Origin of the sequence: Fibrobacter intestinalis (assembly GCF_900167415.1) — a bacterium.
Taxonomy (GTDB): Bacteria; Fibrobacterota; Fibrobacteria; order Fibrobacterales; family Fibrobacteraceae; genus Hallerella; species Hallerella intestinalis.
On the sequence record NZ_FUWU01000008.1, the window covers coordinates 38,228 to 50,509 of the forward strand.

Consider the following 12,282-nt stretch of genomic DNA (forward strand, 5'->3'; position numbering starts at 1 on the left):
TATTCAAATCCAAAAAGGGAATCCGCCGACACCAGTTTCAGACAGGCGTTACCAATTACGCGCAGTTCTCGCGGCCAATGCCTTCCAGCCTTCCCAAAACGGATACAGGCTTCCCACCGAAGCCGAGTGGACCTTTGCCGCCCAAAACATCGCTTTCAGTCCCCAAAAATCCTAGAATTCTTCCAACTCCAGTGATTCGCTGCACCCGGTCTGCACCAGCGACCTCAAGGCGGTTCTTTGCGACATGGCGGGCAACGCCATGGAATGGGTAAACGATTTCTTGGGAGCGTTCCAGGACTCGAGCGTCTCCAACTTTATCGGCTCCCCCGACGGCGGTGCCATCGGTATGCGAATTCTCAAAGGGGGCCGCTTCCGTTCCAGCGCATCGAATATGCACATCTATTCGCGGGGAGACGTTTATACCGTCACTTCTTCGACCAAAGCGGACTACGTGGGCTTTCGCCTGGCTCTAGGACCGATTCCGGACGGAAATTCCTTTGATGCGGAAAAGCCGAACTCTTCGACGGCCAAAGCTCTAGCTTCTTCCCAAGAACTCAAACTGAAAGTGGGAACGACTCTGGCGCGACTTGCCTTTCGCGACGATGAAATCGGAAAAATTGTCGTTGTCGAATACGCCATCGGTTCCAACAGTTTTTTTGAAATACAAACGAAAAGCGAACCCTACCACCCGAATATTTCCCCGAATGGGCAATGGATTGCCTACACGACACTCCCCGAAGGCATTTCCGGATTTAACTCGCTCTATGTACAACCGTTCAACGCTGCCGACACCAGCGTCTTCCTTTACTCGCAAACTTCCGCCGCTGAATCCCGTTGGAAAATCCAAGGCGGAGACACGCTGATCTATTTTGCAACCGACGGCGGAGACAATACAAACGAAACCCCATTTTTCAAAGGGAAAACGGCAGCGGTTTCATTTTCAAAAAAGAATTTTGACGAAGAAATTTTGCTTTTCAATGGCTCTTATCATGGCGGAATTTCGGACGACGGCTCTCTCGCGGTAACGGGAGCCAAATTGCTGCGCGCCCATATCGGCGGAAACGATACGGTCTGGTATCATGGAGAACAGGCCTGCAACGTTTCGCTCGCTCCGGATTCCACAAAACGCGTGCTCTTTCTGGATTTCGGAGGCAAGACCGGTCGAGAATTTGTCAGCAAGAATTACACCCCGCACGAATACATTCTAATCGCGGACAGTACGGGAAAACTCGTCCAGGCGATTCCCGCTCCCGACGGTTACACCTTCGACCATACCGAATGGACGAACGTTCCCGACCTGATTGTCGCCACTTTGGTCAATGCAGACGGCGGGCATTCCCGAATTGTCCTTGTGGATACTCGGGATTCCAGCGTGCTCCACCTTGTCGAAGGAAACGAACTTTGGCATCCTTCCCTTTGGGTTTCTCCTAACCGGAACCGCCTGCCATCCGACAAATATGCCGCGGACAGCCTGGGCATCTATATGACGGAAACATCGAGCATCGGCAGCCGCATCATGAAGGTGAAAATGGATCTGTTCTGGACAAACAGAGCTAAAGCGCAAATCGCCATTACAGGATCATCCCGAACTTTTGCGGGCGTGGATCCGGCTCTGCTCACGACGACCGGAAACACCGAAGCTTTCAACTATTCCTATTCCGGCCAAGATATGGCGGCGACCGAATTCCTTATCGCCAACTACTACCTGCCACTCGAAAAACTGAAAACGCTTGTCATCGCTTTGGATTTGGATCGCTGGAGCTATACCGACGAAGCATTCCAGACACTCTACAACGAAGTTCCAGGCTACATCTATGACGAGCGGCATGATTTTTTGGCAAAACGGCGTACCTTCCAATATGGCGGAAGTCGTGCTGGACAATATCCTAAACGAATACAACTTTTACAGCCATCATAATGGACTTTATCGCTCCATAACGGCCGGATACAGCGACACGCCGGAAATCACTTTTAGGAATTATGACACGAAAGCCGCCCAATTCAACCAGGAAAAATTGCTTTCCATTATCGATTTGGCCTACAGCTACGGAGTGAATGTCGTCGGCGTCATTTTCCGCAATCCCCGCGCTATATTTCAAACGGGACGTGGGGGCGTTACGGACCATCCCTCGAAGACGCCAAAATCCTGCTGAATTTTGTCAATTCCCTTGCCCGCCAAAAAAGCAATTTTTACGTGCTGGACGAATATAAAAACGGGAAAAACGACTACTCCATGCAGGTTTTTGCGAACGACGACCATCTGAATTTGCTCGGTGCCGAAAAATTGACCGTTCGATTGGATTCCCTTCTGCAAAAAATTCCGCAATAAACTTTCCCGCCAGCCCGAAATGCGAAATTTTTCTTTTTTCACAAGCGTTTTGCAAAAGCTGTAATTATATTAGCTTCATGAAGTTTCGATTTGTACTAGGAATCAGCGTTTCTTTATTATTGCTTACCGCCTGCGGCGGAACCTCTGACGGCAGCAATCTGGAAGTTCCCGATAATATGCCACCGGCGTGCCGAGAAATCGATTTTGTAGAGCAGCCCGATATGCGGGAGCTCTGCGGAGTCCGGACGGTTCGCTTCAAATCCTACCGCAACATCGCCAAGGAACGCTATCTGGTCAATCCCAAAGACGCCAAAATCGTTCAAGCGAACGGAAAAACGGAATTGCGCATTCCCGGCAACTTCCCCATCGAACTCAACGGCCAAATTGTCCAGGATATCCATTTTGACCAGAATACGCGCCTGAAAAAAATTTCCAACCGTTACGAATATCACGAAGGCTATAAAAATGCCAGCCACAAACGCAAAGACCGCATCCGGGCATTCAAATTGACAATCCCGACGGATGTCGGTACGGAATACGAATACTGCTTCCGCATTCCCGAAAAAATGGGCAACGAAAGAACCCGCAATCAGGCCATGGGAAACCGCCTCGAAGAAATGTCCTGCGAGGATTTTACCTTTTTAGCCAGCCAAAAGAAAAAATAAATTAGAGGCCAGAGGTTAGTCGAAAGTCAAGAACGCTTGAAGGTGAAAAATAGGAGAAGCGGCGGAGTGCCGCTTTTTCAAGAAGGAATTTTAGTGGATGCCTAAAATCAAATAGGATTGTCAAAATCTACAAAGGTGGCTGGAATTTTCAATTCTCGCTCTATTTTTTCTGCCAGCGCACGTACACCAAAAATTTCGGTGCGATGATGCCCGCAGTTAATCAAATTAAAACGGCCTTCTTCGCAAGCAATGGGAACCGCTTCCTTGATTTCACCCGTGATAAAGGCCTCGCAGCCCAAGCGAATCGCTTCATCCATCCCGCTGGCCCCGCTGCCGCTGCAAATGCCGACCCGCTTGATTTTTTCAGAGCCAAATAGAAACGCATTTTGTACGCCGTGTTCAAAAGCGGCGTTCGCCCTGTCTAAAAATTCCTGTTTGGAAATGGCAAAATCCCATTCCGCAATCACCCCGACGCGTTTTTCGCCCTCTTGCATAAACCCCTGAACGGGATTCATTTGCATCGCTTTGGCAATCAAAGCGTTATTTCCGATTTCCGGGTGCGCATCTAGAGGGAGATGGAAGCCGTAAAGGGAAATGCCATGCCGAAAAAGCCGCCCCAGCCGTTCGCCGTAACGCCCCACCGGAATGCGGGATTCGTTTTTCCAAAATCCGTTCGGATGGTGTACCAAAATGCAGTCCGCGTTTCTTTCTATCGCCGCATCGATTAGCGCATCCCGAAAGCTGACCCCGGTAACAACCCGCGAAATCCGCGACGAGGCTTCCACGCAAAGCCCATTCGTACAATAGTCCTGAAATGCCGCAGGCTCCAGCAATTCATCCAGCCATTTTGAAAAATTTTGCAATTCCATGCGTTAAATTTAGCGTAAAATCACCCGATTTGATAAAACTTTTCCCTTGTTTTTGCGTATTTAAGAGTTTTTGTTTAAAATGGCCGCCACCCATTGCCACAATCTATGCGTTTTTCTACATTTACGCATAGAACAATAAAGGAATACTATGGCTCACTATCTGTTTACTTCTGAATCCGTATCCAAAGGCCACCCGGACAAAGTCGCCGACCAAATTTCCGACGCCATTCTCGATGCGGCGCTCGCCGCCGACAAAAACAGCCGCGTCGCTTGCGAAACCCTGGTCAATACGGGACTTGTTGTCATCTCCGGAGAAATTACGACCCGGGCCGAACTCGACTACCAGGCGCTGGCCAGAAAAACGATTGAAAATATCGGCTACAACGATTCGGAACTCGGCTTTGACGCCAAAGGCTGCGCGGTCATCGTCGCCGTGGACAAGCAGTCGCCGGACATCGCCCAAGGTGTTGACGCCAAAGCTGCCGTCGGCAAGGAAGAAGACAAGCAGGGCGCAGGCGACCAAGGAATGATGTTCGGCTACGCCGTCAATGAAACTCCGGAACTGATGCCGTTGCCGATTTCCCTCGCCCACAAATTGATGGAAGAAATCCAGAATCTGCGCGAATCGGGTGCCATTCCATGGCTGCGCCCGGACGCCAAAAGCCAAGTCACCGTCGAATACGATGAAGAGAACAAACCTGTTCGAGTGGATACCGTTGTCATCAGTACGCAGCACGCTGCCTCTTTCAAAGGCAAGGAGCTTTCGCACGACCAGATTCAAAAGACCATCGTGAGCCAATTGATTAAAAAGGTAATCCCGGCAAAACTTCTGGATAAAAATACCCGTTTTTTGGTGAACCCGACGGGAAAATTCGTCATCGGAGGACCGCACGGCGACTGCGGACTGACCGGGCGTAAAATCATCGTGGACACTTACGGCGGCATGGGACGGCACGGCGGCGGAGCTTTCAGCGGAAAAGATCCGAGCAAAGTGGACCGCTCCGGTGCTTATGCGGCTCGTTATGTCGCCAAGAACATTGTCGCAGCGGGAATCGCCGATCGCGCCGAAGTCCAACTCGCTTACGCCATCGGTTATTCAAAACCGGTTTCCATTCTGGTCAATACTTTTGGCACGGGAAAAATTGCCGATTCAAAAATCGAAGACATCGTCAAAAAAGTTTTTGACCTTTCCCCCGCAGGAATCGTCGAAATGCTCGATCTGAAAAAGCCCGGCTACATCGATACTGCAGCACTTGGGCATTTCGGGCGCACCGGAAAACGCTTCACTTGGGAAAAGACGGACAAAGCGGCTCTGCTCAAAAAGATGGTAAAAGCCTGCTAGACTTTCGGGATTCCGTTCGGCGGAATCCTTTTTTGATGGATGCCATTCGATTTTTCTCAAAAAATTGTTCCTGTCCTAAAGAGAAATTTCTGCGAAAACGGGGTGCCGAGAATGGTTATCCATTACCAACCGGCTCTTTCTCTGCGTCGGCCACGGCAAAAAATGCAACCACACCAGCAGAAAGAATGGCCTTTCGGTTTGCATACAAATTCTTTTCCGCAAAAATTTTTCGGAAATTATAGACAATCATCCACCAAATACTCGCAATTAAAATTTTTCCGCAAGAGTGAACTTTTTTCAAATGGAGCATTTTCTTTCACAAGTAGAAGTCGGTTATCAGTTTTCGGTTATCAGTTTCAACTCCCAACCGGTTGCTGCCCTTCGACAGGCTCAGGGACCGGTTGTCGAAGCACTGCAGCCGCTGGTTGCTGAGCCTGTCGAAGCACTGCAGCCGTTGGTTAGTGCACCTCGGCAAGCTCGGTAACCACTTGTCGAACTAGTCGAAAGGTGGTCCTTGAAGGGCGGCTTTATTCTTTCTGTAAAAGCATTCCTGTTTCATCGGAAAAGTTTCTTTTAGGCTTTTGCGTGAGGTACGCGAAGGGTGGCGCAGTTTTGATGCGCCAGCGCGAAGCGCCGACCAGCGGTAAGCCCGTAGCACACCGACCGCCAACGGCAGGGCACGCCCAAGAATCCGAAATTTCGCAAGCAATGCCAGCAAGAACAAAAAACGGGCCAGTCTCCCGCAGCAAAATTTCCGTTTCAAAACTTTCGACTTATCACAAACATAATCATCGACAGCATCCACTCGTGCCCGGTCCGTTCCTGCAGAAGTTCCTGGTTGCTTTCATAGCGGACGTTTCGGTATTTACGGTTGCGGGAAACGACCGTCATCAGCATTCCCGCCCAATTTTCGTTCAACTTGACGGCAAGCCGAGGAGTGACATGGATGCGCTTGAACTCCGGGTCGTAGGGATCATAGACAGCATCATAATCGGACTTGTGCATAATCCCTTGAACGCCATAGGAGACCATCGCCATGGGAAAATGCGCAAACGGCAAAAGGCAAATGAACGTCGCCCCGTATTGCCAGCTGTAACCGTTTGCGGCAATCTCCGTCCCCACTTTCCAGACTTCCCCGTCGTCCGCACCCGTATAGCGCATGTAAGTCAAAGTCGCTCCCGGTTTCAGAATCCATTTCGTCCAGGCGGTCTTGGGAAGGAACGCCATCAGCGGGATGGAAAGCGTCGCATGGTAGTTCACGCCCAAAAGGAATCGCGTCATGAACGCATCGCAATCGTAGTCCTTTTTTTCCGGATTGTAGGTTCCCATGAAAGTCGCTACGCTCCCATAGTTGATGGCCGTGCTGACGTTCCCTTGAACGCCCACTTCCAAAAGGTGCAAGAATTCAAAGGAGAGGTCGCTCCGAATCCCGAGCCCGAACAAAAAAAGATCCCCGTTCAAAGAAGCCTTGGGCGTTATCCACTTCCCAAAATCCCGCTGCGCCCGCAAGCTCGTATTCCAACCCATGGGCGACGCCGTGAGAAAAAAGGGCCACTTGTGCAGGGATTCCGAATTGCGCAAGGACTGGTGCGGCAAGAAAATGCCTACAAAGGAAAAGCGGTTTTCCAGCTCCGTTTTCCACGAAGAAGAATCGGCACCCTCCGCGGCAAATAAAATGGTCGCCCAGAGCAGGACTATCAAACAAAAGCGAAAACGCATAAAACAGGCTTCCAATATACAAAAACAGATGGCTGCCCGCCGAAGAAAACCTATATTCCGACTATGAAAATTTGTCCTCATTGCGGCGCCGAGTTGAAAGACAAGGCGACATTTTGCAAAGAATGCGGCAGCGATACCGAAACCGGCTGGAAAGAGGGGGCCGAATTTGTGGACTTGGAGACTCCCGATTACGATGAAATTGTAGAGAACGAATTTGGCAAGCGAAATCGCTGGAGTTCAAAAATCGCTTCGCTTTTCGTCGTCGGCATTTTGCTTTTCGCCTTCGTCCTCGCCTTTATTTTTTGAACGTTTTCAGTTTCTGCAAGATGGCTTCTGCCGATTCAAAATCGAAATCCTCGACCGCTTTTTCCAAAAGACGAATAAAATCCATTCTGGCTTCGTCAAATCGGATGTGGGACACGGTTTTGATAGCGGCGCGGCAACTAGACGGAATAGCGTCTCGGACGGCAGATTCCAACATTTGAATCGCTTTGTCCAATTTTTCTTCCGCATCCGGATCGTCCACCAGTTTTTCATTTTGTTCACCGATACACTCCGCAGCTAGCGGAATCGCTTTGCGCAGGCGTTCAATGATGGTTTGCAAGTTCTTATTCAAAGCGGACCACGGCGTAAACTTCAATTCTTCACTCTCATTCGTAATCTGCGCTTCGATTTTGGCAAAAGCGGCCTGCAAAGCGGAGCATCCGATAGTTCCCGTTATGCCCTTGAGCGTATGCGCCATACGGACGCTGTTTTCCCTGTCGCCATTTTGAATCAACTCTTGAATTTCGGTCACGTAGCCATCGAAATTTTCCACAAACCGGCGAATGACTTTCAGGTATATCGCCTTGTTGCCCGCAGAATGGTACAGTCCAAGAGAAACGTCGAGGTCGGGAATCTTTTCAAAAAGGGAAAGGAAAGGATCCTTGGGCGAGACGGACGCCGAATTTTCCGTTTCGTCATTTTCCACGGGAGCCGTTTCTTCACAAGGAATCCAGCGGGCGATTTCTTTGTAAAGTTCCGTCGGATCAATGGGTTTTGTAACGTGCGCATTTAAACCGGCGGCAAGGCTTTTTTCCTTGTCCCCTTGCAAAGCGTAAGCGCTCATGGCGATAATGGGAAGATCCTTCTTTTCGGCATCGGGCAAAGCGCGAATCAAACGCGTCGCTTCAAAGCCGTCCATAATGGGCATCTGCAAGTCCATCAGCACGAGGACGTAAGAATTCTTTTTGAGAGCTTCCAGGCCCTCCTTGCCGTTGTTCGCCACATCCACATCCAAACCGACGCGCGTCAAAAGCTCGACGGCGAGTTCCTGGTTCAAAATATTGTCTTCTACCAGCAGGACTTTGCTTAGTTTGAACCGGTAAGCATCCTGCGCCCGCGGCTTCACAGAAAATTCCTTCTCCACGGGAGAGAATCCCAAAGTTTCTTCCAAGGCGTTTTGGAAATCGGAGAGCAAAAAGGGCTTGGGCAAATAATTCAATCCAGCCGCTCGAGCAGCCTGCAAACGGGATTCATCATTTTTCATGCCAATCCCTAAAATCGGCGGCAACGCCATTCCTTTATTTTTCAGATGCTCGACAAAGCGGTCGGCGGGAGTGTCGTCGGCATCCCAGGAAAGAACAAACGCATCGTAAAATCCACTTCCCCGTTCTTGAATCTTTTCTTCCGCGTCCTCGGCCAAACCACTCGCATCGACCTGCAAATTCAAATCTTCGCACATCTTTTCGAGAATGGAACGGGAACAAGAATTCGAATCCAACAGCAGGAGCCGCTTCCCTTGCAAGGGAGAAGGTTTAGCCATTTCTTCCGGCTCTTCCGCCATGTCGAATGTGAGCGTAAAATAAAATTCGCTTCCCATTCCAGCTTCGCTGCGAACCTGCAAATTTCCGCCCATCAGTTCCACAAGGGAACGCGAAATCGCCAGCCCCAGTCCTGTTCCTCCGTATTTCCGGGTCGTAGAGCCTTCTGCCTGGGAGAACATCTGGAAAAGTTTTGCGGTCTGCTCCGGAGTCATGCCGATTCCAGAATCCACGACCCCAACCCAAATCGTGACTTGGGAAGCCTCTTGCTTGACGACTTCCATTTTAAGGAGCACCTGCCCTTTTTCGGTAAATTTTTCCGCATTGTTGATCAGATTGATAAGAATCTGGGAAAAATGCAAGGGGTCGCCCAGAATGCGCTTGGGAATTCTAGAATCGATGTCGGCCAAAAGCTCGATGGATTTTCTCGCGATGCGGACAACGGTAATCGACAGCACGTTGGAAACGCACTCCCGCAAATCAAACGGGATATGCTCCAGTTCCTGTTTTTTTGCTTCGATTTTGGAATAATCCAAGATATTGTTGATTATGCCCAGAAGGGATTTTGCCGCATAGGAAATGCGATCCAGATAATGTTCCTGCTGCGGGTTCAGCTCGGTAGAAAGAACCAGATCCGACATCCCGATGATCGCGTTCATCGGTGTGCGGATTTCGTGGCTCATATTCGCCAAAAATTCACTCTTCGCCCGGGTCGCATCCTTCGCTTCCTGCTCGGCGCGCATAATGGGCGTAATGTCCGTAAGGAAAAAGAGATATCCCATCTCGCTCGAATCTTTGGAACGCAAGACGGACCCTTCGCCCCGGCACCAAATCCGTTTTCCATTAGGGAGCATCACTTCAAAATTTTCATTCCACAAAGCCCCGCTTTCCAAAGCCGCCAGCGGTTTTTCCAAAATCGTCCGCGAAATACCGATGGAAGGCAAATCGTCATAGAAGACGCCGACAAGTTGATCCCTGCGGATATTGAAAAGCTCGCAAATCCTTTTCGAAACGTAAATTATCTTCATGCTGTTGTCGAAAATGATAATCGTATTTTGGGAAGACTCCATAATGGAATCCAAAATGGATTCTTTCTGAACCGCCGAAGTTTCATCCGATACCAAAAAGAGATAGCGCACCGAGGCATCGTCTTCCAGCAGCAAATTGAAAGAGACGTTCCACCAGAGGATTTTCCCGTCATTCCTCTGCACGACGATTTCATGCGACCCGATTTCGCTGGCCTGCGGTGCCGCCGTTTTTTGCGCATTCAGTACAAAGTCCTTGAACTCCGGATTGGGAATGATGTCCCACAGGATTTTTCCCTGCAAATCGTGCCAGTCGTCTCCGCCTCGGACATTGGCGATATTGGAACTCGCCCGCAAAACGCGAAAATGGTTGTCCGTCAAAATCAGAGAAAAATACTTGCTTCCCAAAATCGCATCGAAGAGAGAGCTCGAATTGGTGCTGTCCGTCAAATCTTTGGAAATCATCCGACGGAACAAAATCTGGCTGACAATGATTGTCATCACAATTAAAAAGAGAATGCAGATGCCCGAAAACAGGGTGAAATTCCACATCTTCTGGCTGAAAAGCGAAGCCGTCTTGTTTTGCGGAACAATATGCACCAGGTGAAACGGCAATTTATTGACGGGCGCGAGCAACGCCATATATTGCCGACCGTCTTTATCTTTCAATTCAAAATTGACTACGCCCGAGCTCGAAAGCGTGTCCACGTCGTATAAATTCCGAACGGGTTCCAAAAGGGCGTGGACACTGTCCAGCGTAATATCGCCAAGACTTGTGCGATACGGAAAATAGGTGCACACGCTGTCCGTTTCATTATTTAAAAGAACAGTCACGCCCCCGCTCTCTTTAGCAAGCGCAGAAATCGTCGAACGAAAATCGTTTACATCTATATCTTCCGCAATCACACCCCGAATGCGATTCTGCCGTTTCCACACGGGCAAAGACAAAGTGAGCACCCGACGCTCCGCGCTAAAATTCCAATTCGGACCAGAATAGGCGAAACCCTTGTTGCGGCTGGATTCCAAAAACCAGGATTTAGTACGAAACTCCGGATGGTCCGGGTCCCCACCGCGATACCCCTTGGCGCTGACGAACGCCCCGTCCGCCCCTCCGTAATAGACATCGACTACATTTTGCTTTTTGCATTCCGCTAAAAGCGACGCGCGCAAATTGGACGGCAGACGATGCGCAATTTTTCCATGAAACCGCTGAAAAGGAACCGCATAAAAAGAAACCTTTTCTTCAAAGGACTGCGCCATCTGCTGCAAAACCTTGCCGGATTCCGAATAGGCGTTTTCAAATAAAAACGAGCGCATATAGGCGGTAAAAACGATAAAGCCTATAAGCATCGCAATCAAAACGGGAAATGTATAAATCCAAATAATCCGGGAACTTAAAGCACGCTTCGTACTCATCAATCAGCAAAACCTTTATACAGTTCGGGAAGATCGTCCGCAAAAGATTCAAACGCGCGAACGACTTCTGGGTCAAAATGCGTGCCGCTGCCTTCGCGAATAATGCGAACGGATTCTTCGTGAGAAAGCGCATTTTTATAGACCCGCTTGGAAACCAGCGCGTCATAGACGTCGGCAACGGCCATCATGCGGGCGCAAAGCGGGATGGCATTCCCAGAAAGCCCCAGCGGATATCCCGAACCGTCCCATTTTTCATGGTGAAATTTCGCAATGTTGGCGGCAATGATAACCATCGGATTGTTATTCAATTCCTGCGTAGCGGAAAGCAGCACCTGATAACCCAAAATCGTGTGCTTCTTCATCATCATCCGCTCTTCCAAAGAAAGCGCTCCCGTTTTCCGCAAAATATCGTCCGGAATGCCGACTTTGCCGATATCGTGAAGAGGTGCCGCAATCGCATACTCTTCAATGGTTTCTTCATCCGGCAATTCCTTTTTGAACGCGTCGTATTGGCTCATGACTTGAGCGAGCTTTTTCACAATCATCTGCGTGCGTCGCAAATGCGTGCCGGTTTCATTGTCGCGGAATTCCGCAAGAGCGCCAAGACTCGTCAGCATCACCTGCAAAGTCTTTTGCAAATCCTTGGTCTTTTGAGAAAGCTGGACGGTGCGTTCATCCACCAAATCCAAAAGGCGATCCCGAAAAAACTTGCGTTCCAGATGATTGCGAATGCGCAAGCGCAGCAGGCCCTGATTAAAAGGCTTGGTCACATAGTCGTCCGCCCCCAAGGAAAGCCCCTTCATTTCGCTGTCGCTTTCCGCCTGGGCGGTTAAAAAGATGACGGGGATATTTTTGCAGGAAGGAATTTCGCGCAAACGGCGAAATGTTTCGTAGCCGTCCATTTCCGGCATCATCACATCCAGAAGAATCAAATCCGGCAGACTGCGTTCCGCCAATTCAAGCGCGCGCTTTCCGCTTAAAGCGACGTGGACGTCGTAATTTTCCTGTTCCAAAACCCCAACCAAAACCTCGATGTTCGGTTTCGTATCATCTACGACTAAAATTTGGGGTCTGCTTTTATCTTCCATATAGGAATAATCTATTCTATTTTAATA

11 protein-coding genes and 1 pseudogene are annotated in these 12,282 nt (G+C 49.6%); 7 read left to right on the forward strand and 5 right to left on the reverse strand.

Annotation, left to right across the window (positions count from 1 at the left end; genetic code table 11):
* Positions 1-187 precede the first annotated feature (187 nt).
* The 4 genes and pseudogenes from B5D40_RS03535 to B5D40_RS03545 all read left to right on the forward strand — a co-directional run.
* A pseudogene (locus tag B5D40_RS03535) lies at positions 188-1,918 on the forward strand (TIGR02171 family lipoprotein); the annotation flags it as partial.
* Positions 1,872-2,153 carry a hypothetical protein gene (locus B5D40_RS03540; protein WP_143394315.1) on the forward strand — a complete coding sequence of 94 codons (282 nt, stop codon included), beginning with the start codon at positions 1,872-1,874 and terminating at the stop codon, positions 2,151-2,153. The pseudogene B5D40_RS03535 and the gene B5D40_RS03540, both read left to right, overlap by 47 nt.
* Before the next feature lie 41 nt (positions 2,154-2,194).
* The gene (locus B5D40_RS16290) at positions 2,195-2,329 is read left to right on the forward strand and encodes a hypothetical protein (RefSeq protein WP_255404475.1); all 135 of its coding nucleotides are present in this window, start codon (positions 2,195-2,197) and stop codon (positions 2,327-2,329) included.
* Between the two features lie 77 nt (positions 2,330-2,406).
* A complete protein-coding gene (locus tag B5D40_RS03545; protein WP_073303422.1) occupies positions 2,407-2,994 on the forward strand; it encodes a hypothetical protein in 588 nt (195 codons plus the stop codon).
* A gap of 107 nt (positions 2,995-3,101) precedes the next feature.
* Here B5D40_RS03545 and B5D40_RS03550 read toward each other — a convergent pair whose 3' ends face one another.
* Complete coding sequence (locus B5D40_RS03550) at positions 3,102-3,863, reverse strand: Nif3-like dinuclear metal center hexameric protein (protein ID WP_078775794.1); 762 nt, start codon at positions 3,861-3,863, stop codon at positions 3,102-3,104.
* Positions 3,864-4,011: 148 nt separating this feature from the next.
* Between B5D40_RS03550 and metK the strand changes: the two genes are divergently transcribed.
* Positions 4,012-5,205: a methionine adenosyltransferase gene (metK, locus tag B5D40_RS03555; RefSeq protein WP_078775795.1), complete on the forward strand. Its 1,194-nt coding sequence runs from the start codon at positions 4,012-4,014 to the stop codon at positions 5,203-5,205.
* Positions 5,206-5,320: 115 nt separating this feature from the next.
* On the opposite strand, the gene B5D40_RS16295 is transcribed toward metK, so the two are convergent.
* A complete protein-coding gene (locus B5D40_RS16295) occupies positions 5,321-5,455 on the reverse strand; it encodes a hypothetical protein (protein WP_255404476.1) in 135 nt (44 codons plus the stop codon).
* Between the two features lie 36 nt (positions 5,456-5,491).
* Here B5D40_RS16295 and B5D40_RS03560 point away from each other — a divergent pair, with 36 nt between their 5' ends.
* Positions 5,492-5,689: a hypothetical protein gene (locus B5D40_RS03560; protein ID WP_144319675.1), complete on the forward strand. Its 198-nt coding sequence runs from the start codon at positions 5,492-5,494 to the stop codon at positions 5,687-5,689.
* A 275-nt stretch (positions 5,690-5,964) separates the two neighbouring features.
* On the opposite strand, the gene B5D40_RS03570 is transcribed toward B5D40_RS03560, so the two are convergent.
* Positions 5,965-6,924 (reverse strand): hypothetical protein, encoded by a 960-nt coding sequence (locus B5D40_RS03570; RefSeq protein WP_078775797.1) that lies wholly within the window; start codon positions 6,922-6,924, stop codon positions 5,965-5,967.
* A 63-nt stretch (positions 6,925-6,987) separates the two neighbouring features.
* Here B5D40_RS03570 and B5D40_RS03575 point away from each other — a divergent pair, with 63 nt between their 5' ends.
* Positions 6,988-7,230, forward strand: coding sequence for a zinc-ribbon domain-containing protein (locus B5D40_RS03575; protein WP_078775798.1), 243 nt, complete (start codon positions 6,988-6,990; stop codon positions 7,228-7,230).
* On the opposite strand, the gene B5D40_RS03580 is transcribed toward B5D40_RS03575, so the two are convergent.
* A complete protein-coding gene (locus tag B5D40_RS03580) occupies positions 7,220-11,167 on the reverse strand; it encodes a response regulator (RefSeq protein WP_078775799.1) in 3,948 nt (1,315 codons plus the stop codon). The two genes, B5D40_RS03575 and B5D40_RS03580, sit on opposite strands and share 11 nt — an antisense overlap.
* On the reverse strand, positions 11,167-12,255 hold the full coding sequence (locus B5D40_RS03585) for an HD-GYP domain-containing protein (RefSeq protein ID WP_078775800.1): 1,089 nt from the start codon (positions 12,253-12,255) through the stop codon (positions 11,167-11,169). Before B5D40_RS03585 ends, B5D40_RS03580 begins: the two co-directional genes overlap by 1 nt.
* Positions 12,256-12,282 lie beyond the last annotated feature (27 nt).